The organism is Diaphorobacter sp. C33, from assembly GCF_030503915.1.
In the GTDB taxonomy this organism is placed as follows: domain Bacteria; phylum Pseudomonadota; class Gammaproteobacteria; order Burkholderiales; family Burkholderiaceae_C; genus Diaphorobacter; species Diaphorobacter nitroreducens.
In genome coordinates, this window is sequence record NZ_CP129980.1 from 1,004,033 (window position 1) to 1,028,968 (window position 24,936).

Here is a 24,936-nt window from a genome sequence, read left to right on the forward strand (position 1 = left end):
GGTCGATTTGACTTATATCAGGGTGGGATTTTCCTGCAACCACGCTTCGAAGGCTTCGCGCGAGCTGTTGCGCAGCGCGCGGCGAAACGCCTGCCGGTCGCCCAGGTACAGGCAGTGGCGGATCACGGTGAAGGGGTTGAAGCTGCCCTCGGGGTTCTGCGCCTCGTAGAACTGCTTGTAGCGCTTGACGGTGGCAATCGTTTCACGCATCAGCGTGTTGAAGCGGGCACGCGTGATGCCCGGTGACCATGCGCGCATGTCGTCCACGAACAGGTCCACCTTCTGCGCGTCGAACTCCACGTCCTTGAAGAAATGGCGGGCAATCTTCAGGAACGTGAAGGCGTTGAGCTCGCTGCCGGGCACCGGCGTTCGGCTGGCTTCGGTCTCGGCCTCGGTGGTCTCGTCGGGTGCGTAGAGCAGTTCGGCATCGGTGGCATCGCGGATCTGGCGGAACTCGCGGTCCGCCAGTTCGAACAGGGCGGACAGCACGTTGATGCGGCGCTTGAGTTCGGCCGGAATCGACTTCTTGTACTTGATCTTGTGGTCCAGCACGCTCCACGCGTCCTGGATGATGGTGCGCACCTGCAGCTCGAACGGCTGCGCGGCGTAGGCAGCGTTCTCGGGCAGGGCGGCTTGCAAGGCGTTGAGTCGCAGGTCCAGGTGCAGGCCCTTGTAGCCGAAAGAGGCCTCGGTGCCCTCCAAGGCGCTGACCTTGTCGGTCACGTCGATCACGTCGAAGTGCGACTGGACGATCTGCGCCACCTTCTCCAGCTCGTCCTCGTACAGGCAGACCACGCGCACGCCGATCAGGTCGGTGATGTAGGGGCGGATTTCATAGGGCGCCCCGCTTTCCTCCAGCGCCGCGCGGTACTTGCGCGAAAACTTGCGCAGGCATTCATCGCGGTCCTTCACGCGCCCTTCGATCTTGGCAATGTCGATGTGGCGCGCCTGCGACAGCAGCGACTGCAGCAGCGCCATGTAAAACGCGCAGGCGTGGTCCAGCGCCGGGCGCTCCTGCGCATAGAACGCGTGGAACGCGGACTCCTCAGGGGTGAGATGGGTCGCGGGTGAGGGGAGGGGCACGGCAGGCGCAGGGGTCAAGGGACAGCCACGGATGGTAGGGCAGGGAAGGGCCTGTGGTGACCCTCGGCGGGGTAGGACAAGGCCGCGTCCCACAGACGGGCCGCGCGGCGCACGGCAATCTGGCGCTTCCCTATTGTGTTGCGGCGGTCGCTATGCGACGCTTGGAAACGCATGAATAAAGAGGTGGCTGCCCCGAGGGGGTTCGCACAGCACTGGGCCCCATGGCATCCGGGCATGATCGCAGCAGTGGTGCTCTCACTGCTGCTGCTCGCCGTCACCTATCTGGTCTGGCAGGGTGTGGAGCGCGCACGGGACGAGCGCCGGCTGCAGGCTTTCGCCTTGTCCGTGGACCGCGTGGTTTCCAACCTGTCGGACCGCATCGCCGCGTACGAAATGGTGTTGCGTGGTGCCAAGGGCTACTACGAAGGCTCCGACAGCATCGACCAGCAGGAATTCCAGGCCTATGTGGAGGCCTTGCACCTGCCACAGACGCGCCCGGGCCTGCAGGGGGTGGCGTTGCTGTCGCGCGTGGCGGAATCCACCGAGGCGCGCACGGGGCAGGCGTTGATCACGCACATCGCACCCCAAACGCCGGAAAACCAGCAGGAATTGGGACAGGATGCCATGCTGCAGCCGGCGCGGCGCGAGGCGCTGCTGCGCGCGCGCGACTCCGGGACGCTGGCGCTGTCGGGCCCGCTGGGCAGCCGCGAAGGGGATGCCGGCAGCTCCCTGGTCATGTACCTGCCGCTGTATGCCAGACACGCTGCCGTGGACACTCTGGCCCAGCGCCGCCAGAACATTGCAGGCTGGGTGGCCGCGCCATTTCGCATGGACGACGTGATCCAGGGCCTGGCGAGCGAACTGGACAGCGACCTTGCACTGGCCATCCATGACGGCCCCTCGGTGGCAGGGGGGGTGCTGGTGTTTGCGTCGCGCACGGACTATGCACCCCACGCGGTCAATGGCGGGCTGGAGGCCGTGCGCAGCTACGACGTAGGCGGCAGGCGGTGGACGCTGGTGCTGTACCCGCTGCCTTCATTCGAGCAGCGCTTCGAAGGATCCACACACCATCTGGTTGCCCTGCTGGGCGCCGCCTTCAGCCTGCTGGCGGGATGGTTCGTGGGGCAGCAGGTGAACGCCCGGCAGCGGGCCATGGCGCTGGCCCGCGAGATGACGCGCGAGTTGCGCCGCACGCGCGATGAGCTGGAAGGCACGCTCAATGCCGTGCCCGATCTGCTGTTCGAGGTGGACGCACAGGGAGGCATCCACCACTACCGGTCCGCCCGCGCGGACCTGATCGGTACGCGCGCCCAGGCGCTGGTGGGGCGCACGCTGGGGGATGTGTTGCCGCCCGCTGCCGCCGCCGAATGCATGGCTGCGCTGGACGAGGCGGCCGAGTACGGCTATTCCGAAGGGCGGCAGTACAGTCTGGATATCGGGGGCAGCCAGCATTGGTTCGAGCTGTCCGTGGCCTGCAAGCAGGGCGGTACGCCGCAGACCGGGACCGGCCCGGGCCAGCGCCACTTCATCGCGCTGTCGCGCGACGTCACGCGGCGCCACGAGGCCGAGGCCGCCATGTACCGGCTCGCGTATTTCGACGCGCTCACCGGCCTGCCCAACCGCCGCCTGCTGCTGCAGCGCCTGCAGGATGCACTGCTCACGGCCCAGCAGCGGGGGGGCATGGGTGCGCTGTTCTACATCGACCTGGACAACTTCAAGGAGATCAACGACGCGCGCGGCCACGGTGTGGGCGACGGGCTGCTGGTGCAGGTCGCCGCGCGCCTGCAGGACGCGGCCGGGCCGCAGGAGACCGTGGCACGGCTGGGGAGCGACGAATTCGTCATGCTGGTGCCGCGGCTGGGCGACACCCCCTCCGTTGCGCGTGAGCAGGCCTGCCGGCGCGCCCAGCAGCTGCGCGAATGCCTGGATGCGCCCTATGACCTGGGCGGGGTGCACTACGGCAGTACCGGCAGCATCGGCGTGACGCTGTTTCCCAAGAACGGTGAGGCCGTGGAAGACCTGCTGCGCGAGGCCGACACGGCCATGTTCTGTGCCAAGGACCGGGGGCGCAACCAGGTGTGCTTCTTTGAGCAGGACATGCACGCCGCAGCGCAGGAGCGCCTGGCGCTGCTGCAGGACCTCAAGAGCGCGGTCGACAACGACGCGCTGCTGACCTATGCGCAGCCGCAGGTGGATGCCGCCGGCCAGCTCATCGGCGCGGAGCTGCTGCTGCGCTGGCCGCATCCGCAGCGCGGCTTCGTGCCGCCGGCGCAGTTCATCCCGGTGGCGGAACAGGCGGGTTTGATCGTGCGCATGGGTGCGCGTGTCATCCAGCAGGCCTGCGCCACGCTGGCCGAACTGCACCAGCAGGGCCGGGCGCTGTCAATCTCGGTCAATGTCAGTCCCCGCCAGTTCCGTCAGGCGGACTTCGTGGAGCAGGTGCGCGCGGCGCTGCACAGCACGGGCGCGCCCGCGGCGCTGCTCACGCTGGAGGTTACGGAAAGTCTGCTGGTGGAGAACTGGCAGGACACCGCCCGGCGCATGCACGAGCTGGTGGCGCTGGGCGTGCGCTTTTCCATCGATGACTTCGGCACCGGCTACTCCAGCCTGGCGTATCTGAAGCGCCTGCCGCTGTACGAACTCAAGATCGACCGCAGCTTCGTGCAGGACGCGCCCTCCGACGCGAACGACGCGGCGATCGTGCAGGCCATTCTTTCCGTCGCACGCCACTTGCGCCTGCGCGTGGTGGCCGAGGGGGTGGAGACGCGGCAGCAGGCGGATTTCCTCATCGCTCACCACTGCCATGGCCTGCAGGGCTATCTGTTCGGGCTGCCGCAGCCGCTGCGGGACTGGCTGGCGGGCCTCAAAGGCTGAGCGGCTCCGTTGGCAGGGCGACTGCTTGCACGGCGCTTGCGCGCAGTGCATCGGGCGCGGTGGCGCCCGGCTTGGTGCGCGCCAGGGCCATTACTTCGCGCGCGGGCAGGTGTTTCAAGCGGTGGTCGCTCCACACCTGGCGCCAGCGTCGCGCGCCGGGCAGTCCGTTGCGCAGGCCCAGCATGTGGCGCGCCACCGCATACCAGTGCGTGCCGTGCGCGGTGGCTTCGCGCTCCATGTAGGCCACCATGTCTTCCTCGACCTGCTCGCGCGTGAGCGCGGCGGGCGCGGCGCCAAAGAACTGCTCATCCCAGCGCGCCAGCCACCAGGGGTTGTGGTAGGCCTCGCGGCCCACCATCACGCCATCCACCCGGGCCAGCTCCTCCAGCACTGCGGCGTCGGTCTGAAAGCCCCCGTTGATGGCGATGGTCAGTTGCGGGAAGTCGGCTTTCAGCCGGGCCGCGACGTCGTAGCGCAGCGGGGGAATCTCGCGGTTCTCCTTGGGCGACAGACCCTTCAGCCACGCATTGCGCGCATGCACGATGAACACGCGGCAGCCCGCGTCGGCCACCACGCCCACGAAGTCGCGCACGAAACCGTAGTCTTCGTTCTGGTCGATCCCGATGCGGTGCTTGACGGTGACCGGGACCTGAACCACGTCCACCATGGCTTTCACGCAGTCGGCGACCAGTTGCGGCTCGTTCATCAGGCAGGCGCCGAAAGCGCCGCGCTGCACACGCTCGCTGGGGCAGCCGCAGTTGAGGTTGATCTCGTCATAGCCCCACTGCTCGCCCAGACGGGCGCAGTGCGCGAGGTCGGCCGGCTCGCTGCCGCCCAACTGCAGCGCCACGGGGTGCTCGGCCGCGTCAAAGCGCAGATGGCGCTGCACGTCGCCGTGCACCAGCGCACCGGTGGTCACCATCTCGGTGTAGAGCAGCGTGTGGCGCGACAGCAGGCGGTGCAGGTAGCGGCAGTGCCTGTCGGTCCAGTCCATCATCGGCGCGACGGACATGCGCCAGGGACTGTGGGCGATGGAGGAGGGCGTAGCGTGCACGGTGAAGGACGGGGCGGTCTGACGAGATAAAGGAGCGGGGCGGGGGCCGATATTGTCCCAGGTCCGGTTTTGCGCCGCGGTGGCAAGGGGTTTTGGGTATTTTTGGCCTCCAGCGCTTGTCCATCAAGCGCTGGCAGCTATTAATTCATGAGTGTAAGCGCGCCGCATCCCCAGGCCCTACACTTGCCGCCCGGCGCCGCGCCGGCACTTCGACCCTCTGCCCACCTTGCTGTCCTCGATCCTCGTTCCCCTGGTTCCCGTCATTCTGTGCATCGGCATCGGCTACCTCACCGCCCGCGTGGGCTGGGTGCGCGCCACGGCGGTGCCAGATCTGTCCAACATCGTGTTCCTGGTGCTCACGCCCGCGCTTCTGTTTCGCACCATGGGCCATGTGCGGCTCCAAGAGCTGGACTTTCAGCCTGTGCTGCTGTACTTCAGCGCGGCGGCGCTGCTGTTCGGGCTGACGCTGGCGTTCAGCCGGTTCTCCACGGCCGCGGCGGCGCGGGCGCTGGCGCACACCTTCAGCAACCTGGTAATGATCGGCGCGCCGCTCATGGGCCTGGTGTATGGGCCGCAGGGCCTGGTGACGCTGTTCACGCTGGTGTCCCTGCATTCGCTGGTGCTGCTGACGGCGGCCACCATGGTGTTCGAGCTGGCCGAGGCGCGCGAACAGCAGCGCACCGGCAGTGCAGCGCCGCGCCCCATGGCGCACACCGTGTGGCAGGCCGTGCGCAACAGCATCGTGCACCCGGTGCCGCTACCGATCCTGGCGGGCCTGCTGTTCGCGCAGACAGGCTGGCAGCTGCCCGAGATGCTGGACCGCCCGCTGCAGGTGCTGGCGGCGGCGCTGGGGCCCATGGCGCTGCTGCTGGTGGGTATTGCGCTGGCGCACACACGCATTGGCAACCACTGGCGCGGCGCGTTGCGGGTGGCGGTGATCAAGAACCTGGCGCTGCCCGCCACGCTGGGGACGCTGGCGTGGGCGCTGGGGCTGTCAGGCCCGGCGATCGCGGTGATGTTCACCGCTGCGGCCATGCCGGTGGGCGCGAATGTGCTGTTGTTCACGCAGCGCTATGGGGTGATGCAGGAGGAGGTGTCCTCGGCCATCGCGCTGTCCACCGCGCTGGCGCTGATCACGCTGCCGGTGGTGCTGGTGTTGGCGCAGTTCTTCATGCATTGAACATGCGTCGAAGACGCGCGTGGAGCAGGGCGTCTTCCGGGCGCTTACGGCGCCAGCCGCTCGCGCTCCCACGCGCCGTCCTCCAGGCGGTAGCGCAACCGGTCGTGCAGGCGGCTCTTGCGGCCCTGCCAGAACTCCCACTGATCCGGCCGCAGGCGAAAGCCCCCCCAGTGCGGCGGGCGGGGCGGCTTGAGCAGGAACTGCGCGCCGTACTTGGCGGCGTTGGCCACCAGCACGCCGCGGCTGGCGATGACCTGGCTTTGCGGGCTGGCCCAGGCGCCGATGCGCGAGTCCAGCGGGCGGCTGTGGAAATAGGTGTCGCTTTCCTCGTCGCTCACCTTTTCCACGACGCCCTCGATGCGCACCACGCGCTCCAGCTCCACCCAGTGGAATTGCAGCGCGGCATAGGGGTTGCCGGCCAGCTGGCGGCCCTTGCGGCTGTCGTAGTTGGTGTACCAGACGATGCCGCGTGCGTCATAGCCCTTGATGAGCACCACCCGGGTGCTGGGACGCAGGTCGCTGCCCACGGTGGCCACGGTCATGGCGTTGGGCTCGGGTACCTGGGCAGCCATGGCTTCGCGCAGCCATTGGTCGAACTGCAGCAAGGGATCGGCGTGGGAGGCGTCCTCGCTGAGCTCGGCGCGCTCGTAGCTCTTGCGCAGGTCGGCGATGGAGGAGGAAAGAGGGCTGTGGCTCATGCGGGGATTGTGCCCGCAGGGCGCCCAGCCCTGCACGATCAGCGACCGGCGATCACCGCGCACGCCAGGCGCGCGCCCGCGTTGCCGGTGGGTTGGGTGACGTAATCGTCGGGGTTGGCATGCACGATCAGGCCGCGACCCACGATGTCGGTGGCGCCGGAGCCCACGCGAATGCTGCGCGACTCGAAGTTGAAGGTGGCCACGCCGTTGCCGTCCGCGCGCAGGCTGGGCAGGTCGCCGGTGTGGTGCGGTCCCTTGCCGTGTTGGCCATGCGGTGTGCCCATGGGATTGAAATGGCCGCCCGCGCTGTTGCCGTCCCCGCTGGAGCAGTCGCCTTTCTCATGGATGTGAAAGCCGTGCTCCGCCCCCGGCTTGAGCCCGCTGACCGTGCCGCTGACGCGCACCGCATCACCGTTCTGCACGAAGCGCACCGTGCCCTGGGTGCTGTTGCCGCGCGTAGGCTCCAGCCGTGCGGTGGCCGAGGGCGCGCTGGACATGGATGCGCAGCCGGCGAGTGCGACGGCAGCCGCCAGGGCCGCGGCCGTGGGGAGGTAGCGAAGGGACATGCGATTTCTCCAGGAGGGTTGAAAACCGCCAAACTAACGCGGTTCGCGCGCCAACGCAATCAGACGCGAGAGCGCTCGGTCGTGGATGCCCATGCGCTGCAGCTCGGCGTGCGTGGCCTCGGCGTAGTCGCGCGTGGTGCCGTAGATGCCGCTGGCCTGCGCGAAGATGCGGCGGTATTCCTCGTCCGCCAGCACGCCTGTGTGGCTGGGGCTCTTGCGCGACAGCGTGAACGCCAGCGCGCGCACCGCACCCTGGGGCGTGCGGCAGTTGAGCCAGCGCGGGTCGTATACGCCCAGGACCATCTCGCGCTGCCACAGGTTGACCATGACCTGGCGCGCGTGGCTGTGGTCCACGCGGAACACCATGCCGCGGCAACTGCCGCCCGACAGCATGCCGAACACCAGGCCCGGGCATTCGGGCGTGCCGCGGTTCACGCGGCTCCACATCTTCAAAGCCCGGTGCCAGCCGTGCACCGTGGCCGCGCGCCGCTCGGCGTAGGCAAAGTCGGGCCGCCAGATCAGCGAGCCATAGCCAAAGATCCACAGGTCGTCCCGCCCGCCCCATTCATGCAGCGCGCGGTCGAGCATGGGGGCGGGGTCACGCAGGGGAGCGGCAAGCGGCGGCATGGCGAGACTCTACAATCGATGGGTTTTGTCCAACGCACCGATTATTCACGGGAGTTCTCAACATGTCCTTCAACAGCTCCGACGACGACAGCCAGCAACGCTTCGCACTCGGGTTCCTCTTCGCGCTGATCGCGCTGGTGGTCTCCACCGTCGTGGGCGTGGTGGTCTACAAGCGTGGCATTGCCCACGCCCCCAAGGCGCCGGCCGCCGCTGTGGCCCCTGCGGCTGAGGCAGCCGCGCCCGGCGTGGTGATCACCGAGGACGCCGCCAGCGTGGTGGTGGAGGGCGGTGTGGTGAAGTTCTTCTTCGCCACCGGCAAGGCCGAGCTGGCCCCGGGCGCCAACGAAGCGCTGGGCGACGTGGTCAAGGGCGTGGTGGACGGCGGTAAGACCGCCGTGGTGTCGGGCTTCCATGACGCCACGGGCGACGCGGCCGTGAACGCCGAGCTGGCCAAGCAGCGCGCGCTGGCCGTGCGCGACGCCCTGAAGGCCCTGGGTGTGGCCGAAGAGAAGGTGGAGCTGAAGAAGCCCGAAGCCACGCAGGGCAGCGGCAGCAATGCCGAGGCGCGCCGCGTGGAGGTGATTCTGGCTCCCTGAGCCTGGATGCGCCAAGCCTGCGAAAGCCCGGTAATGCCGGGCTTTTTTGTGTCTGGGGGTGTTATGACTCTGATGGCCAAAATCCTTGAAAATCAATGACTTAGGTCACTTTCGAACTGTACTCGAGAGAAAATTAGAGAGGCAGGGACCGCACCGCCACGGCATGGAACGCGAGCGAAGAGGTAGGCCGTCGACGTCGGCCTTTACCAGTTTCTTCCAACGCAGAATTGTTAGGAGGGGAAGCACAACTTCCCGCGAACCTTCCTAGCTCAAGTCGAAATCCCTTTGACGAGTCATCGAGCTACCCAATTTGCAGGGGTGCCTGAGCGTCGAAGATGAGCGCTGATAGGCTCGCCGGGACTGGGTCCTTAGTCAGTACTCCACGGCCGACGGTGGATATCCTCGCGCCGAATGCGAAGGGCATCGGCGCCAACGCCTATCACGCGAGAGCCTTCATGCCCTTTTCCTCCCTCGGCTCATGTAGTCCATCTAGGACTAGACGCCGTAGCAAGGCTCTCCCGACCACACGCCGCGTACGCTGCTGGGACAAATTGGGAACATCCGGAAAGAAGCACACGGGTCCTTGTACGCGAGTTGGTCGGACGTCTAAAGGGGCAATTCGCCCGAATACGGGATGAGACCTGTATGTTGATGTAACGCGCCAGTCAGATGCGGGTATAAGACTGTAGCTAAACATCTGATGAACCTAAAGAAACGCAAGCCATGGTGATACCCGCAGAGGCTCGGGTCATTTTCGCAAGAAGGATTGCAGCGCTGCAGCGTTGGGTCGATTCGCGGCATGCAACCGCGGAACAGGTCGCATCGGCGCTACTTTTTGCGTGGTCTAAACGCACGCAGCCAGACATGGCCCCGAAGCGGGCCCCAAATAACACTGCAAGACTTGTGGAGACCGAACAGGTCTCTTCGTTTGTGGATTGGTTATGTGACCTGCCCCCAATACCCGTACCAGTCGTTTTGAGAAAATCCGCTGGTTAAAGGAGATTACTCCTGGGTTTGAAGCGGCGCCGTTACGGCGCCGCCAGTTGATTGTCGATGTCGCGCTGCGAACTTTGCTGGGGGAATCCGGCCGCAGCTGCTGTGCGGTCTGATCTCGTTGTAGTCAGCCCGCCAGCGCGCAATCTCGGCACGGGCCTGTTTCAGGCTCTGGAACCAGTGCTCGTTCAGACACTCGTCGCGGAACTTGCCGTTGAAGCTCTCGATGTAGGCATTCTGCGTGGGCTTGCCGGGCTGGTTGAGGATATGGCGCACGCCCCTGGCCTGCGCCCACGCCATGAAGGCTCGGCTGGTGAATTCGGGCCCCTGGTCTGTGCGCACGGCCTGCGGGTAACCGCGAAACCGCGCCACCTGCTCCAGCACGCGCACTACGTACTCGCCGCCGATGCCGTGGTCGACGGCGATATCCACGCACTCGTGGCTGAAGTCATCGGTGATGGTCAGGCACTTGATGCGCCGGCCACTGGCCAAGCTGTCGCTGACGAAATCCATGCTCCAGACCTCGTTGACGCTCTGGCATTGGTGCAGCGGCACGCGTTCGAGCTTCAGGCGCTGCTTGCCGCGGCGCTTGCGCACCGACAGCTCAGCCAGCCTGTAGAGCCTATAGACGCGTTTGTCGTTGACCTTCGTGCCTTCAGCCCGCAGCAGGTCCGCAATGCGCCGGTAGCCGAAGCGACGCCGCTCGTGCGCGAGCTCGACGATGCGCTGACTCGTGGCCTGGTCGTGCTGTGCGCGCTGGGGCGGGTGCCGCCAGCTGTCGCGCGACAGTCCCACCAAAGCGCAGGCGCGCCGTTCACTGATCGAGGTCTCTTCCAACATCTTGCCCACCGCGCGTCGCTTCGCCGGTGGGCTCAGCGCTTTACGCCGAAGGCCACCTTCAGCGCCTCGTTGTCCAACACCGCTTCGGCCAGTAGCTTCTTGAGCCGGTTGTTCTCGGCTTCGAGGTCGCGCAGCCGTTTGGCGTCGCTGGCTTCCATGCCGCCGAACTTGGCTCGCCACTTGTAGAACGTGGCCGAGCTGAAACCCTCTCGGCGGCACAGGTCCGCAACGCTCATGCCAGCGTCGGCCTGCTTGATGAACCCAATGATCTGTTCGTCCGTGTACCTGCTCTTGCGCATCGCGCTTCCTCTCGGTTGCGCGGATTCTCTATTGCCTTGGTACGGGTGGCGGGTTGCAGGTCACTAGCTCGGGGAAATCGCCTTCAGATACCTCCCCACCGCGGACTTCCCTCCGCCGCGCCCAAATTTCTTGAGCCACCCGTCGTCGGAGCCGATGTCGGCGGGGTCCAGCCCTGGGTCGAATTGGAGCAGAGAGGCGTAGAGCGCGGTCCGCAGCTCTTGTAGCTCGGCACGTTTCGCCGCAAGGCCTCGCAGCTGTGCGTCTGGACGTTCCTCAGGGCCCGCCAGGAGCCCTTCCACCAGCGCCAACTCACCATGCACGTTGGCGATGAGCAAAGCCAGGCGCGTTAAAGCGGTTTGCGTGCGAGTGCGCGTCTTGGTCAGCGCCATGAATTTTCCTCCCGCCGGTGCCCAGCTGCTGCATCCTGTTTCCGCAGTTCTTCAAGGCTCGGCGTAGGCGCTTTCCAGCGCCACACTCCTGACATGGTCGGCAGCCCTGCATAGTCGTGCAGGCGCTCGACCTCGCCGCGTGCGCACATCCGTCGCAAGGCGTTTCCCAGGTTGTTGTCCGCGAAGCGGGCCCTCTCTTGGCATGACGAAAAGCGCAGCCCGAACACCTGCACCGCCCCTTCTGCCAAAACATTGGTGGGCACGGCACCTGGGTGCGCAGCCTTGAGCGTCTCGCGGAGGTATTTGCGCAAATTGCCACGGCCCCCATAGCGGGTGTGGGCATGGACGGGCTCAACCGCCGCTGGATGCACTTCGGCCGCTATCAACTGGGTCACGGCAGAGAGTGCCTTGGCCATTCGCATGAGTCGTTCCCGTCGCTGCTTCAGCCTGGCCACCTCCTGGTCGATGTGTTCGATTTCCCCTTTGACGGCTGCCAGCTCGTTGACCGTCCACTTGAGGTCAGAGGGGGTGCGGGTTCGGCGAAGCGGGGCGTGGTCCTGGTCGGGAGTGCCGCTCTCACTGCCCTTGCCGATGTCCTTGATGTTGGCCACCGGGCTCACGTCAACCCCCTTTGTTGGCAAGCTCCAGCGCTTCCCTCAGGTCCTGCAGCTCCGCCAGGCTGGGCGCTGCATTGGGCCCGCGCCAGCGCCAGACCTGGGGCGTATGCCCACCTCTGGCAGCAACGAGCACCTCGGTCAGCCCGTCGGCCTTGGCCCGTTTGAGCACAGCGTGGACGGTGTCGCGTCGGAACAGGCTGAAGTCTTTCTTTGTGGGCAGCGCCACGCCCAGGGCGGCTGCCACCTGCAGGGCAAGGGTGCTGACGTCGATTCCAGAGATGCCCGCTGACCGCAGATGCGACAGGACGCAGGCCTTGACCGCGCCGCGTTCGCCGTACTTCCCGGCCCAGGCGTTGACGGTGCCCGCTGCATCGGGTGCGACCGCAGGGTCGATTGCCGCCATCGTGGCGTCCAGTGCGCCGAGCTTGGCCAGGACGGAGGGCAGTTCCAGTTGGATACGCTCCAGCTCTGCCTGCAGGCGCAGGGGCTTCCCCCGCGAGGACGGCCCGTTCGTTCAGGAGCCACTTGAATACGGGAGGCGTGCGGGTTCGCGGGGTAGGCACTGAGGCCGACAGGTGTGATGGTGAGGGCACGTTGGTAGGTCATAAGTGGGACGCTACCAACGTAGAGCGAGCCAGTCAGTCCACTATTGCTCAACAATTGAGCACAAAACTTGTTTTCAGGTTCAAGAGCCCTTGTGTTGGGCCATCAGAGTCATAACACCCGTGTCTGGCGTGCTGCATATTCAATAGCTGGTCACGCTTGTTTGAATGGGGATTCAGGTGCTTTTTTGCCTTGAGTGCTTGATTTGCAAGCGCGAACAGCTACCAAAGCTGTAGCGCACTGCGCTGCATCCTTGTTCACGTACTCTCGCGCACGATCAGCTCGTAGTCCAGCTGCACGCACTGCGGCTGCGCCAGCGTGCCGCGCATCAGGCCCAGCAGCATGTCGGCGCCGGCGCGGCCGACTTCGCTGCGCGGTGTGCGGATGGTGGTCAGCGGCGGCACCATCTGCGCGCTGCCGGCCAAGTCGTTGAATCCCGCGACGGCGATGCGCCCCGGCACGTCGACGCGCATGCGGTTGGCCGCCAGCAGCCCGCCCTGGGCAATGTCGTCGTTGCAAAAGAAGATGGCGTCCACGTCGGGCATGCGTTGCACCAGGTCCTCGAACAGCCGAGCGCCCAGGGCGATGGAAGAGCGCTCGGGGCTTAGCAACTCCAGGCGCGGATCGTACAGGCCCGCTTCGCGCAGGGTGCGCCGGTACCCTTCGGCGCGCTGCAGCACGCGCGGGTCCAGTTGCGCGGCGCAAAAGGCGATGCGCTTACGCCCGCGTTCCAGCAGGTGGCGCGTGATGGTGGCGCCCGCGTCCTGCTGCGAAAAGCCCACGCAGGCCACACCAGGCGCGGCGCTGGTCTCCATGAGGTGCACGCAGGGCACGCCGCTGTGCACGATGAGCTGGCGTGCGGCCTCGCTGCGATCGAACCCCGTCACCAGCAGGCCGGCGGGGCGGTGGGGTAGGTAGGTGCGCAGCAGCAACTCTTCCTCGGCGCTGTCGTAGTGGGTCACGCCGATGAGCGGCTGAAAGCCCTCGGGGAACAGCGTGCGGTGCACCGCCTCCAGCAAATCCACGAACAGCGCGTTGGACAGCAGCGGCACCAGCACCAGCACTTGCGTGCTGCGCTGCGACGCCAGCGCGCGCGCGGCCGGGTCGGGCACGTAGCCCAGCCGATCGGCCGCCTCGCGTACGCGTTCGGCCAATGCAGGATCCACGGTGCGTTCGCCGCGCAGGGCACGCGACGCGGTGATGGGACTCACGCCGGCGGCGCCTGCCACGTCATTCAGGGTGATGCGGCCGCTGGAGCGGCGCGGTCGTCGGTTGGCGGTCAAGGGTTATTCCTAGGAATTCTGGCCAAAATTGTCCCTTAAGATAGCGCTATCTTTCATGGGGTTTTCGCGGGTTTGTGGGGAGGGAGTAGCTTCTCCCGGTGCGATGCAGCGAAATTTCTCCATGAGAAGCCGCGGCGTGAAGCCGTGAACTTCGGGTGAACGGCTTGCGTCCTGGGATGCAGCCGTTTTTTTGAATCTTTAGAGATAGCGCTATCTTGACCTGTGACATCGATGCCATCGTGGTGATGGGCGTTTCCGGCTGCGGCAAGTCCAGCGTGGGCGAGGCCTGCGCGCAGGCGCTGGGCTGGGTGCTGCATGAAGGCGATGCCCACCATGCTCCCGAGAGCATTGCCAAAATGCGCGCCGGCGTGCCCTTGACCGATGCCGACCGCGCGGGCTGGCTGGACCGGTTGGCCGCATTGCTGGCGGCGCCCTCCGGCTCGGCGGGCGTAGTGCTGACCTGCTCGGCGCTGCGCCGCAAATACCGCGATCGCCTGCGTGCGGGCAACCCGCGCGTGGGATTCGTGTTTCTGGCGCTGGACTATGAGCAGGCATTGCAGCGCGTGCAGACGCGCGCGGGGCATTTCTTTTCGCCCGCTCTGGTGGCCGATCAGTTCGCCACGCTGGAGTCGCCCGAGGGCGAGCCGCGCGTGTTGACGCTGGATGCCACACGCCCCGTGGACGAGCTGGCCCGGTCCGTCGTCCAATGGCTGCGAGGCAACGCAGCTGCCTCCCTTTCGTCGTCTTCCGGAGACAGTGCATGAGCGCTTCTTCCCCTTCCCCGCAGGAACGGCCGCGCAAGCCCCTGGTGCAGCGCCTGGCCGAGCATTTCATGGTGCTCGCACTGGCCGGCATGGTCGTGGCCGTGTTCGTCAACGTGGTATTGCGCTACGTGTTCTCCACGAGCATCGTCTCGTACGAGGAGATCTCGCGCCTGCTGTTCGTGTGGCTGGTGGCGGTGGGCACCATCGTCGCGGCCTTTGAGGGCAAGCATCTGGGCTTCGACATGCTCACTTCGCGCCTGAAGGGCCGCTCGCGCAAGCTGCTGTTCTGGGCCAGCCAGGCTCTGGTGGCGGGCGGCATGCTGCTGCTGCTCAAGGGTTCGTGGGAGCAGGTGATCGCCGGCATGGACAGCTACAGCACCGTGCTGGGTTATCCGCTGGCGCTGGGCGCCGCGGCGACGCTGGTACTGGCCGTGGGCCTGCTGGTGGGTGTGGTGGTGGATCTGCGCCGCGGCGAGCCGCTGCCGCATGGCAGCGACGCGGAAACGTCGGTGGAGTAGGGCGCACCATGATCGTTACCGCCATCTTTCTTCTGGTGCTCATCGGCGGCATGGTGATCGGCATGCCCATCGCCCACGCCCTGGTGCTGACGGGTGTCGCCCTGATGTGGCACCTGGATTTCTTCGATTCGCAGCTGCTGGCGCAAAACCTGCAGGCCGGCTTTGACAACTTTCCGCTGCTGGCCGTGCCGTTCTTCATCCTGGCGGGCGAGCTGATGAACGCGGGTGGCCTGTCGCGGCGCATCATCGACCTGGCACGCGCCTTCGTGGGGCATATCCGCGGCGGGCTGGGCTTCGTGGTGATTGGCGCGGCCGTGCTGCTAGCGTCCATGAGCGGCTCGGCCATTGCCGACACGGCGGCGCTGGCCACCATCCTGCTGCCGATGATGCGTGCGCAGAAATACCCGATGAGCTACAGCGCGGGCCTGCTGGCGTCTGGCGGCATCATCGCGCCGATCATCCCGCCGTCCATGCCGTTCGTGATCTACGGGGTGACGACGAATACCTCGATCAGCAAGCTGTTCCTCTCGGGCGTGGCACCGGGCCTGATGATGGGCATCTTCCTGATTGGCGCCTGGGCCTGGATTGCGCGCCGCCACGACCTGCCCTCGATGGAGCGCGTGGCGTGGGGCCCGCGCATGAAGGCGCTGGCCAAGAGCTTCTGGGCCATGATGATGCCGGTCATCATCCTGGGCGGCCTGCGCGGCGGCATTTTCACGCCCACCGAGGCTGCCGTGGTGGCCGCCGTCTATGCGCTGCTGGTGTCCATGTTCGTGTACCGCGAGCTGAGCTGGACGCAGCTGTACGACGTGTTCCTGGCCGCGGGCAAGACCACGGCGGTGGTCATGTTCCTGTGCGGCGCCGCCACCGTCACGGCCTACATGATCACCCTGGCCGACCTGCCCAACATGCTGGCCGACAGCTTCGCCGGCGTGATGGGCAACCCCGTGCTGTTCATGGCGCTGATGATGACCTTCCTGTTGGTGGTGGGCACGGCCATGGACCTTACGCCCACCATCCTGATCTTCGGCCCCGTCTGCGCGCCGCTGGCCGCCAAGGCGGGCATCGACCCCGTGTACTTCGGCTTCATGTTCATCTATGTGGGTTGCATCGGCCTGATCACGCCGCCCGTGGGCACGGTGCAGAACGTGGTGGCGGGTGTGGGCCGGCTGCGCATGGAAACCGTGATCAAGGGCACGACGCCTTTCCTGGCCGTGTATGTGCTGCTGGCGGTCCTGTTCACGCTGTTCCCGGCCCTCATCACCGCGCCGCTGCGCTGGATGCACTGAGCTTTTCATCCCTTTTCACCCTGACTGTCCAAAGGAGACTTCCCATGCGTATCCGCTTTGCTCTTGCCGGCCTCGTGGCCGCACTCGTTGCCACCGGCGCTGTACAGGCGCAGGACTTCAAGCCGCGCATCGTGCGTTTCGGCTATGGCCTGGTGGACAACTCCAACCAGGGCCGCGCGGCCCGCATGTTTGCGCAAGAAGTGGAAAAGGCCTCCGGCGGCAAGATGAAGGTGCGTGCCATTGGCAACGCCTCGCTGGGCTCCGACACGCAGATGCAGCAGGCGCTGATCGGCGGCGCGCAGGAGATGATGGTGGGCTCCACCGCCACGCTGGTGGGCCTGGTGCCGGAGATGGCCGTGTGGGATACGCCGTTCCTCTTCAGCAACGCCAAGGAAGCCGATGTGGTGCTGGACGGCCCCGTGGGCGACAAGATCAAGGCCAAGCTGGAAGCCAAGGGCATGGTGGGCCTGGTGTACTGGGAGAACGGTTTCCGTAACCTCACCAACAGCAAGCGTCCCGTCGCCAAGCTGGAAGACCTGAACGACATCAAGCTGCGCGTGATGCAGAACAACGTGTTCCTCGACAGCTTCAAGGCCCTAGGCGCCAACGCCGTGCCGCTGCCGTTCTCCGAGCTGTTCACCGCGTTGGAAACGCGCGCCGTGGACGGCCAGGAGAACCCCTACAACACCATCGTCTCCAGCAAGTTCTACGAGGTGCAGAAGTACCTCACGGTGACCAACCACGTGTACAGCCCCTGGATCGTCACGGTGAGCAAGAAATGGTGGGACGGCCTGTCCGCCGCCGAGAAGAAGGTGCTGCAGGACGCCGCTATCAAGAGCCGTGATTTCGAGCGCAAGGACACGCGTGAAGAGGCCGCCAAGGCCCTGGCCGACCTGAAGGGCAAGGGCATGCAGGTCAACGAGCTGTCGGCCGCCGAGGCCAACCGCATGCGCGAAAAGCTGGTCAGCGTGAACGCGGGCATCGCCAAGTCGGTGGGCCAGCAGACCTGGGACGAGGTGAACGCCGCCGTCCAGCAGGCGCGCAACGCCAAGTAAGCGCAGGGTGGGGCAGGCGGCGGCGCCTGCCCTCGGTTCCCTGCCATGTGCCCTCGGCCTACACCTGTGTCGCCCACTGGCGCGTAGGATTCCGGGGGCAATGTTTGCCCGCAGTCGTTTTCTGCAACCTTCCCACAGCCGCCCTCGCGCCACCCAGCATGCCCCTGCACGACACCGTCCACACCGTCACCGAGCGCATCCGCCAGCGCAGCGCCCCTACGCGCGGCGCCTATCTGCAGCAGCTTGAGTTCCAGGCGCGCCGCGACCGCGGTGCAGACCGCCTGGGTTGCGCCAATGTGGCCCACGCCTTCGCCGGCATGCCTGGCAACGACAAACTGCGTGTGGTGGTCCAGAAGGCACCCAACATCGGCATCGTCACGGCGTACAACGACATGCTGTCGGCCCATGCGCCGCTGCAGCATTACCCGGACCTGATCAAGGACGAGGTGCGCAAGCGCGGGGCTACGGCCCAGGTGGCCGGCGGCGTACCCGCCATGTGCGATGGCGTGACGCAGGGCACACCCGGCATGGAGTTGAGCCTGTTCAGCCGCGACGTGATCGCCATGGCCACGGCCGTGGCGCTGAGCCACGACGTGTTCGATGGCGCGCTCATGCTCGGCGTGTGCGACAAGATCGTGCCTGGTCTGCTGGTGGGTGCGCTGCAGTTCGGCCATCTGCCCACGGTGTTCGTGCCGGCGGGGCCGATGACTTCGGGCCTGTCCAACAGCGCCAAGGCCAAGGTGCGCGAGCAGGCCGCGCAAGGTCTGGTGGGCCGCGGTGAACTGCTGGAGGCCGAGATGGCCGCTTACCACTCGCCGGGCACCTGCACCTTCTACGGCACGGCCAACAGCAATCAGATGATGCTGGAGGCCATGGGCCTGCATGTGCCGGGCACGGCCTTCGTGAACCCGGGCCAGGCGCTGCGCCAGGAACTTACGCGCGAGGCCGCACGCACGGTGCTGGGCGACAAGGGGGCGTCATGCCCACCTATCGGGCGCGTGGTAGACGAGCGCGCTATCGTCAACGCCATGGTGACGCTGCTGGCCACGGGAGGATCCACCAACCACCTGATCCACTGGGTGGCCGTGGCGCGCGCGGCGGGCCTCGTGATCGACTGGGACGACTTTTCCGCCCTGTCCGCCGTCGTGCCGTTGCTGGCGCGCGTGTACCCCAACGGCAGCGCGGACGTGAACCAGTTCCAGGCCGCCGGCGGCCCCGGCTATGTGATCCGCGAGCTGCTCGATGCCGGGCTGATGCATGAGGATGTACTTACCGTTCGCCCTGGAGGTATCCGCGAATACACGCGCGAGCCGCAGGGAACCGCCGATCAGCAGCTGCACTGGGCCGACATCGGCGCCTCGCGTGACGACAGCGTGCTGCGCCCTGCGGCCGAACCTTTCAGCGCCACGGGCGGCCTCAAGCTGCTGTCGGGCAACCTGGGGCGCAGCGTGATCAAGGTCTCCGCCGTGCCGCCCGACCGGCATGTGGTGCAGGCGCCTGCACGCGTGTTTGCCTCGCAGGGCGAACTGCAGCAGGCCTTCCAGGCCGGCGAACTGGACCGCGACGTGGTCTGCGTGGTGCGCTGGCAGGGTCCCCAGGCCAATGGCATGCCAGAACTGCACAAGCTCACCCCGCCGCTGGCCGTGCTGCAGGGCAAGGGCTACAAGGTGGCGCTGGTCACCGACGGCCGCATGAGCGGCGCCTCGGGCAAGGTGCCTGCGGCCATCCACGCATCGCCCGAGGCGCATGCCGGCGGCCCGCTGGCGCTGGTGCGCGATGGTGACGTCATCCGACTGGATGCCGTGGCGGGCACGCTCGATGTGCTGGTCGATGCGGTCGAATGGCAGGCGCGCACGCCTGCCACCGTGCCGCCTGGCTTGCTGCAGGACAACACACGCGGTTGGGGGCGCGAACTGTTCGCCGGCATGCGGCGCAATGCGCTCAGCGCGGAAGAGGGAGCCTGCACATGGCTGTGACGCAACACACCCTCACGGCGCTCGATGTGATGCGCGATGCGCCCGTGATCCCGGTCATCGTTCTGCACGACGTGCGGCATGCCGTGCCGATGGCGCGCGCGCTGGTCGCCGGTGGTATCCGCATGCTGGAGGTGACGTTGCGCACGCCGCAAGCCCTCGAATGCATGCGGGCCATCGCCGCGGAAGTGCCCGATGCCGTGGTCGGCGCAGGCACCGTACGCACCAGTGCTGATGCGGCTGCTGCCGCGCGCGCCGGGGCGCGGTTTGCCGTCAGTCCGGGTTTTACGCCCGCCGTAGGCCGCGCCTGCCGCGATGCGGGCTTGCCGCTGCTGCCGGGCGTGGCCACGGGCAGCGAGATCATGACGGCGCAGGAAGAGGGCTTCTCTGCGCTCAAGTTCTTCCCTGCGGTGCAGGCGGGCGGTACGGCCATGCTGAAAGCGTGGCAGGGGCCGTTTGGCGACGTGGCGTTCTGTCCGACGGGTGGAATCCAGTCCGGCAATGCGGCGGAGTTTCTGGCGCTCAAGAACGTGGCCTGCGTGGGCGGGTCGTGGCTGGTGCCCGCGGATGCGCTGGAGCAGGGCGACTGGTCCCGCATCACCCGTCTAGCGCGCGAAGCCAGCGCGTTGCAGCGGGTTTGATGAATACAAGTAAAAATGGGCTGTAGCGCTTTGTGGATAAGCGCTAACAGCTATTAAAGAAAGAGCAAACTAGCGCAGACCGGTGCCTGCGCCGGCATCGCTCTTGCGCTCGATCAATTCAATCTTGTAACCGTCAGGGTCGGTCACAAAGGCGATCACCGTGGTGCCGCCCTTGACCGGCCCGGCCTCGCGCGTCACGGTGCCGCCGGCTGCCTTGATCTTCTCGCAGGCGGCGTAGGCGTCGGGCACGCCCAGGGCAATGTGGCCGTAGGCTGTGCCCATCTCATAGCTTTCCACCCCCCAGTTGTACGTCAGCTCGATCTCGGCCTGGCCGGGGTTGCCGCCCTCGAAGCCCAGGAAGGCCAGAGAGTATTTGTACTCAGGGTTTTCGGAGGTGCGCAGCAACTGCATGCCCAGCACCTGGGTGTAGAAATCGATGGAGCGCTGGAGATTGCCAACGCGCAGCATGGTGTGCAGAAGTCTCATGGCATGGATTGTGCCGTCAACCCAAAGACCCAGCGGCCTGTTGCGCTGAGTGATGGGCTGGGCTAGACCGGCACGGTGTAGTTGAGCGTCATGCGGCCGCCGTCCACGGTGACGATCTCACCGGTCACATAACTGGCGGCGTCGCTGGCGAGCCATGCCACCACATCAGCGACCTCCGAAGGCTCACCCAGGCGCTTCATCGGCGTGCGGCTCATGATCTTGAGCCGGGCCTCGTCGCTCGTCAGCACGGCCTTCGCGGCGAGTTCCGTGGCAATGGTGCCGGGCGCCACCGCGTTCACGCGGATGCCACGGTCCGCCAGCGCCAGCGCCATCACGCGGGTGAGCTGATTGATGCCGCCCTTGCTCACGTTGTAGCTGGCGATGTTCGGAATGGCCAAAACGCCATTGACGGAACTCATGTTCACGATGCTGCCGCCGCCCGAGCGCACCATTTCGCGTGCCACGGCCTGGCCCATGAGAAAGGCACCCTTGAGGTTCACGCGCAGTACCGCGTCAAAGTCTTCCTCGGTCACCTCCAGAAAGTCCGCAGCGCGGAAGATGCCCGCGTTGTTGACCAATACGTCGATGCGCCCGTGCAGCGCCATGGTTTGACCTACCAGGGCATCCACTTCGGACTTGTTGCCCACATCGCAATGAATGTAGGCGGCTTGCGGCACCGCATCGGCAAGAGCACGTCCGCGGGCATCATCCATGTCTGCGATCACCACCTTGGCACCGTCGCGCGCCAGCCTGCGCACGCAGGCCTCGCCAATGCCCTGGGCACCGCCCGTGACAATACACACGCGACCGTGATGGCCGAAGGAGATAGGTGACGTGGTGAGTGTTTGGGACATGCCAGTCATCGTAGTCAATTGAAAAGGGCTGGTCACTGAACGTTTACGCGGAGGGTGGGATCGTTCCCTAAACTGGGTGCGGATGTCGAGGTCGTAGTGCCTCAGCCCCAGCCGTTGGCTTACTAGATACGATGTATATTCTCAATAATAAATATTGAGAATAACGCTTGTGATTGTAAGTCATTTTGCCCTTCTGAATTGTGGTTTATCCACAGTTCAGCGAGGTCGATATGTTTACATTTGGAGTGGTAGCCACCAAGGGTGGGGTCGGCAAAACCACAGTAGCAGCCAATCTCGGCGGCCTCTTGGCCGACATTGGTTACCGCGTCTTGCTCATTGACGCCGATGTACAGCCATCGCTATCACGCTACTTCGTCGTCTCGAAGGAGGCCGAGCATGGCCTGACCAAGATGGTCATGGATGGCTCTCTGACGCCCGAATGCATCAGCCAGATTGAGCTCCCTCCTGAATCCTTCTCAGGCGACCATGACCTGCTCAACAAACAGGGCGGGTTCCTGCATCTCGTGCGCTCGGACACCCGCGATGGACGCCTCCAGGACTGGCTGAGTAATCGTCTTGATCGCCTCGTGCGTATCCGCATGGCTATCAAAAATACCTCGCTCGCAGATAGCTACGACGTAGCGATTATCGACACGCAAGGTGCTGTGGGGCACCTTCAGGATGCAGCAGTTAATGCATCCGATCTGCTGATCACTCCGGCCTCGCCGGATATTATCAGCGCCCGTGAATTCGTAGATGGGACGCTTACCCTATTAGATCGCCACGAATCGTCGGCGAATATGGGATTTACCGTTCCGGCGATGCGTGCGATTATCAATCGGGCAGAAAAAACCGTCGATAGCCGATCCATGGCTGGTCTCATCCGCGACCAATTCATGACGTTGCGCGGCCGAGTGACAGTGCTCAATACTGTGGTGACGGCTGCTGTGGCCTACAAGAAGGCTGCAACCTCCCAGGTGCCCGTGCATTGGATCGATCCGGTCAAGGCTGGCGACACTATGCACGCGTTGCTGTGGGAGCTGTTGCCACACCTTGAGGGCACGTTTGCCCCAAATCACCGAAAAGAGATCGACCCCTCTCTGGTGGTGCCTAAAGCCGATCCGGCACCGGAGACGGGTGCCGATGGTGAGCACACCAGTGCTGGCACAGACGATGAGTGAGGGGAGCATGAGCCATGACCCCCTCCAGAACCCCTGAAACGCTGACCGCCGTACAGCGGGCACAGCGCTTGAACCTCCACCCGCCGCCCGCGTTGGCTGAATCCGATGCAGGCCACGCGCACGCGTACCAAGACAAGAACCCCATGGTAGTGAAACCAAGCAAGCAAGAGCGAAAGATCATGGAGCAGGCGCGCAAGTCCTTGCCGCCCCTGAGTGGCCCGCGCGCCAGTGCGACCGCCAACCTAGACCCTCGCAGCGATGCCGAGTTGTCGTTTTCTATCCTTCCTGTCTCGGAAATCGTGGCCTATGGCCACAACCCGCGCCAGGGACAGAACCCGCGATATGACGAGCTCAAGGCCAGCATCAAGGCCGACGGCATCACCAACATCCTCACCGTCACACGGCGCAGTGTGGATGACAAGTACACGCCCTATGGCGGAGGAAACACGCGCCTGCAGATTGCCAAAGAACTGTTTGCCGAAGGCGATCAGCGCTTCGCGCAGCTGCGCGTCATCGTCAAGGAGTGGCCCGGCGACGCCCAGGTGATCACCGCGCACCTTGTAGAAAACGAGCTGCGCGCAGACATCACCTTCTGGGAAAAAGCCCGAGGCGTACATCAGTTCCGTGTCGAACTCGAACACGAGCAGCACAAGCCGCTCACCGCCGGTGAGCTCAACCGTGAACTGCGGGGGCGGGGCCTCAATTACGGCGTCAAGACGATCCAGAACTTTGCGTTCGCCACCGAGCAGATGGCCCCGGTCGGGCCCTGGCTGCAGGCCCGGGCGGTCAACGAAGTCACGCGGCCCAAGGTGGCGGCCCTGCTCGAACTCGGTGCCAAGCTGGGCCAGGGATCGGCCTTGCGCGAACAGCTCCAGGCAGTCATGCAGACCTATGGTGATGCCCTACGCCTGCGCGCCAAGAGCAACGAAGACCTGGAAGCAGCCGAGCGTCTGCCGGTGGAACTCGACGATGCGGCGCTGCTGGCCGACCTGCAGTTGGCTGCAGTACAGGAGTTGGGCCTTGCCGGACGCCCGCAGCTGGAGGCCGCTCTCTCCGCCATGGAGGCCGATCCCAAGTTGTCGCGCGACGATCTTCGTGCCGTTGGGCAACGTCCTGTTGCTGTGGCCCCGCCTCCACAACGGCTGACCTTTGCACCAGAGAATACCGACCCGTCGGAGCCATTCACGCCCCGGGCAGACCCAGAGTCAGCGGCGCAACCATCGGCACCCGATGGGATCCAGCAAGCTCCGCTACCCGGAATGCTGGCAGGCATATCCGCCCAGGCACAGCCGGGCAGGGTCAAGGCTGGAACGCATGCAGCCCAGCATGCAGTGGCCACTGACCCCTTGAGCGAGGCGTTCAAGGGTATCCGCGACCTGCTTGGTGAGATCAACGCAGACGTTCCCCTGAGCGACGTGCTGTGCAACCTGCCTCTTGCGCCGTTCGGCTTCATGGTCGATTTCCCGCCGCAAGATATGGCGCACATCAACGGTGAGCCTGTCCGCACCGATCTGGTACCGCTGCGCGCCGCGGTCTGGAAGCTACTGGCCGCACTGTCCTACCAGTACGACCGACGCATTCCGGGCGCGATTCCACCCCAGCATGTCACCGAAACGATCTGGACAACGACCTACACCAATGGTCGTCAGGCCTTTGAACACGCCTGTGCGCAGAAGGCCGGTATGCCTGTCTCGGGGAACTATTACCAGATGGGCATGGACGAGCTGGGTCTTGTGCTGGCCGCGCCCAAGCTGGGCTACAGCGTGATCAAGCTGTTGGCCGCCATGGAGCAGATGCGCCTGAAGTTTCCTGAGCGCATCCCTGCGGGATTCCAGCCGCTCTTCGATACCTGAAGAACAAACCAGAACCGGGAGAAACCATGCTGCGCATTACCGACCCCACCCTCAAACGCATGCTGCTCGATCAGATCGTGGCGCGCATCGACGCAGGCGGCATCGACGACTTGTTGCAGGCTGGGTTCAGCCCGGAATTTCTGGATTGCATGCGCCATCGGCCTGCGCGCGATCTGATCAAGGCGTCCGAGGTGCCGGCGATTGATTTCCGGGTCTCCATCAAGGAACGCGCCATCACCGAATACCTCAACCGCCTGGACATGATGCGACGCGATGCTCACATGTGCGAATACTTCATCCGCCATGGTGCAGCCGTGCAGGTGGTCTGTATGCTTTGGAAGATCTCTGCCGAAGAGGTGCGCGGCCTGCGCGCACAGCTGCTGCCACCAGATCAACCGCTGGGTCGCAATCGCATGCCGGCGCCCGCCGTGCGCGACCAGATCCACGCCCGCTGGGCTGAACTTGAGGCGGACGATCCCCGGGGATCGCTGCGCGACAGGCTGTATCGCCTGCATCAGTCCTTTCCTGACTGTCGCATCGACTCGCTGTGCCGAACCATCGACGAGTTTTCTGCCGAGCCGTCATGGCCTGTGACCGATTTTGGAACCCTCTCTTGAAC

At 65.5% G+C, this 24,936-nt stretch carries 24 protein-coding genes; 12 read left to right on the forward strand and 12 right to left on the reverse strand.

Features of this window, described 5'->3' with window-relative positions; all coding sequences use genetic code 11:
* Positions 1–12: 12 nt before the first annotated feature.
* Positions 13–1,083: a GTP pyrophosphokinase family protein gene (locus QY917_RS04740; RefSeq protein WP_123676443.1), complete on the reverse strand. Its 1,071-nt coding sequence runs from the start codon at positions 1,081–1,083 to the stop codon at positions 13–15.
* Positions 1,084–1,317: 234 nt separating this feature from the next.
* On the opposite strand from QY917_RS04740, the gene QY917_RS04745 reads away from it, so the two are divergent.
* Positions 1,318–3,957 (forward strand): EAL domain-containing protein, encoded by a 2,640-nt coding sequence (locus tag QY917_RS04745; RefSeq protein WP_302078830.1) that lies wholly within the window; start codon positions 1,318–1,320, stop codon positions 3,955–3,957.
* On the opposite strand, the gene dusA is transcribed toward QY917_RS04745, so the two are convergent.
* The gene (gene dusA / locus QY917_RS04750; protein WP_302079266.1) at positions 3,947–4,969 is read right to left on the reverse strand and encodes a tRNA dihydrouridine(20/20a) synthase DusA; all 1,023 of its coding nucleotides are present in this window, start codon (positions 4,967–4,969) and stop codon (positions 3,947–3,949) included. The genes QY917_RS04745 and dusA overlap by 11 nt on opposite strands.
* 268 nt (positions 4,970–5,237) lie before the next feature.
* Here dusA and QY917_RS04755 point away from each other — a divergent pair, with 268 nt between their 5' ends.
* The gene (locus QY917_RS04755) at positions 5,238–6,191 is read left to right on the forward strand and encodes an AEC family transporter (RefSeq protein WP_123676284.1); all 954 of its coding nucleotides are present in this window, start codon (positions 5,238–5,240) and stop codon (positions 6,189–6,191) included.
* A 44-nt stretch (positions 6,192–6,235) separates the two neighbouring features.
* On the opposite strand, the gene pdxH is transcribed toward QY917_RS04755, so the two are convergent.
* From pdxH to QY917_RS04770, 3 genes are read right to left on the reverse strand one after another with little or no spacing between them, the layout of a single operon-like run.
* Positions 6,236–6,889 (reverse strand): pyridoxamine 5'-phosphate oxidase, encoded by a 654-nt coding sequence (gene pdxH, locus QY917_RS04760; protein ID WP_123676283.1) that lies wholly within the window; start codon positions 6,887–6,889, stop codon positions 6,236–6,238.
* Positions 6,890–6,927: 38 nt separating this feature from the next.
* Positions 6,928–7,455 (reverse strand): superoxide dismutase family protein, encoded by a 528-nt coding sequence (locus QY917_RS04765; protein ID WP_123676282.1) that lies wholly within the window; start codon positions 7,453–7,455, stop codon positions 6,928–6,930.
* A gap of 33 nt (positions 7,456–7,488) precedes the next feature.
* Positions 7,489–8,082 carry a gamma-glutamylcyclotransferase gene (locus QY917_RS04770; protein WP_015913401.1) on the reverse strand — a complete coding sequence of 198 codons (594 nt, stop codon included), beginning with the start codon at positions 8,080–8,082 and terminating at the stop codon, positions 7,489–7,491.
* A gap of 62 nt (positions 8,083–8,144) precedes the next feature.
* On the opposite strand from QY917_RS04770, the gene QY917_RS04775 reads away from it, so the two are divergent.
* A complete protein-coding gene (locus tag QY917_RS04775) occupies positions 8,145–8,678 on the forward strand; it encodes an OmpA family protein (RefSeq protein ID WP_088886633.1) in 534 nt (177 codons plus the stop codon).
* A 1,002-nt stretch (positions 8,679–9,680) separates the two neighbouring features.
* Here the strand turns inward: QY917_RS04775 and QY917_RS04780 are convergent.
* The 5 genes from QY917_RS04780 to QY917_RS04800 all read right to left on the reverse strand — a co-directional run bounded on the left by QY917_RS04780 (position 9,681) and on the right by QY917_RS04800 (position 13,703).
* Positions 9,681–10,810 (reverse strand): IS3 family transposase gene (locus tag QY917_RS04780; protein ID WP_085945346.1). Its coding sequence is split into 2 segments (ribosomal slippage): positions 9,681–10,549 and positions 10,549–10,810, totalling 1,131 coding nucleotides; the frame shifts between segments, so codons are not numbered across the junction.
* Between the two features lie 63 nt (positions 10,811–10,873).
* A complete protein-coding gene (locus QY917_RS04785; protein ID WP_123676596.1) occupies positions 10,874–11,200 on the reverse strand; it encodes a hypothetical protein in 327 nt (108 codons plus the stop codon).
* On the reverse strand, positions 11,191–11,820 hold the full coding sequence (locus QY917_RS04790; protein ID WP_123676597.1) for a hypothetical protein: 630 nt from the start codon (positions 11,818–11,820) through the stop codon (positions 11,191–11,193). The genes QY917_RS04785 and QY917_RS04790 overlap by 10 nt, the downstream gene beginning before the upstream one ends.
* 1 nt (position 11,821) lies before the next feature.
* A complete protein-coding gene (locus tag QY917_RS04795; protein ID WP_123676598.1) occupies positions 11,822–12,220 on the reverse strand; it encodes a hypothetical protein in 399 nt (132 codons plus the stop codon).
* A gap of 457 nt (positions 12,221–12,677) precedes the next feature.
* Positions 12,678–13,703, reverse strand: a complete 1,026-nt coding sequence (locus tag QY917_RS04800; RefSeq protein WP_123676599.1) for a LacI family DNA-binding transcriptional regulator — start codon at positions 13,701–13,703, stop codon at positions 12,678–12,680.
* 245 nt (positions 13,704–13,948) lie between these two features.
* Between QY917_RS04800 and QY917_RS04805 the strand changes: the two genes are divergently transcribed.
* The 6 genes from QY917_RS04805 (at position 13,949) to eda (ending at position 19,943) form a co-directional block, all read left to right on the forward strand.
* Positions 13,949–14,467 carry a gluconokinase gene (locus QY917_RS04805; RefSeq protein ID WP_123676745.1) on the forward strand — a complete coding sequence of 173 codons (519 nt, stop codon included), beginning with the start codon at positions 13,949–13,951 and terminating at the stop codon, positions 14,465–14,467.
* Complete coding sequence (locus QY917_RS04810; protein ID WP_123676600.1) at positions 14,464–14,985, forward strand: TRAP transporter small permease; 522 nt, start codon at positions 14,464–14,466, stop codon at positions 14,983–14,985. The genes QY917_RS04805 and QY917_RS04810 overlap by 4 nt, the downstream gene beginning before the upstream one ends.
* Positions 14,986–14,993: 8 nt before the next feature.
* Positions 14,994–16,274, forward strand: a complete 1,281-nt coding sequence (locus QY917_RS04815; RefSeq protein ID WP_123676601.1) for a TRAP transporter large permease — start codon at positions 14,994–14,996, stop codon at positions 16,272–16,274.
* Between the two features lie 44 nt (positions 16,275–16,318).
* On the forward strand, positions 16,319–17,329 hold the full coding sequence (locus QY917_RS04820; RefSeq protein ID WP_123676602.1) for a TRAP transporter substrate-binding protein: 1,011 nt from the start codon (positions 16,319–16,321) through the stop codon (positions 17,327–17,329).
* A gap of 158 nt (positions 17,330–17,487) precedes the next feature.
* Positions 17,488–19,305, forward strand: a complete 1,818-nt coding sequence (gene edd, locus QY917_RS04825; protein WP_123676603.1) for a phosphogluconate dehydratase — start codon at positions 17,488–17,490, stop codon at positions 19,303–19,305.
* Complete coding sequence (gene eda, locus QY917_RS04830) at positions 19,296–19,943, forward strand: bifunctional 4-hydroxy-2-oxoglutarate aldolase/2-dehydro-3-deoxy-phosphogluconate aldolase (RefSeq protein ID WP_123676604.1); 648 nt, start codon at positions 19,296–19,298, stop codon at positions 19,941–19,943. Before edd ends, eda begins: the two co-directional genes overlap by 10 nt.
* A gap of 69 nt (positions 19,944–20,012) precedes the next feature.
* Here the strand turns inward: eda and gloA are convergent, their stop codons facing one another.
* Both gloA and QY917_RS04840 read right to left on the reverse strand, forming a co-directional pair.
* Positions 20,013–20,429: a lactoylglutathione lyase gene (gene gloA, locus QY917_RS04835; RefSeq protein ID WP_011805290.1), complete on the reverse strand. Its 417-nt coding sequence runs from the start codon at positions 20,427–20,429 to the stop codon at positions 20,013–20,015.
* A 62-nt stretch (positions 20,430–20,491) separates the two neighbouring features.
* On the reverse strand, positions 20,492–21,283 hold the full coding sequence (locus QY917_RS04840) for an SDR family NAD(P)-dependent oxidoreductase (protein WP_123676605.1): 792 nt from the start codon (positions 21,281–21,283) through the stop codon (positions 20,492–20,494).
* Positions 21,284–21,513: 230 nt separating this feature from the next.
* Between QY917_RS04840 and QY917_RS04845 the strand changes: the two genes are divergently transcribed.
* Genes QY917_RS04845 through QY917_RS04855 form a run of 3 tightly spaced genes read left to right on the forward strand, consistent with a single transcriptional unit; the run spans position 21,514 to position 24,934 of the window.
* Positions 21,514–22,464 (forward strand): ParA family protein, encoded by a 951-nt coding sequence (locus QY917_RS04845; protein WP_123676746.1) that lies wholly within the window; start codon positions 21,514–21,516, stop codon positions 22,462–22,464.
* Between the two features lie 14 nt (positions 22,465–22,478).
* The gene (locus tag QY917_RS04850) at positions 22,479–24,317 is read left to right on the forward strand and encodes a ParB N-terminal domain-containing protein (RefSeq protein ID WP_123676606.1); all 1,839 of its coding nucleotides are present in this window, start codon (positions 22,479–22,481) and stop codon (positions 24,315–24,317) included.
* A 26-nt stretch (positions 24,318–24,343) separates the two neighbouring features.
* Complete coding sequence (locus tag QY917_RS04855; RefSeq protein ID WP_123676607.1) at positions 24,344–24,934, forward strand: STY4526/YPO1902 family pathogenicity island replication protein; 591 nt, start codon at positions 24,344–24,346, stop codon at positions 24,932–24,934.
* The last annotated feature ends 2 nt before the right edge of the window (positions 24,935–24,936 follow it).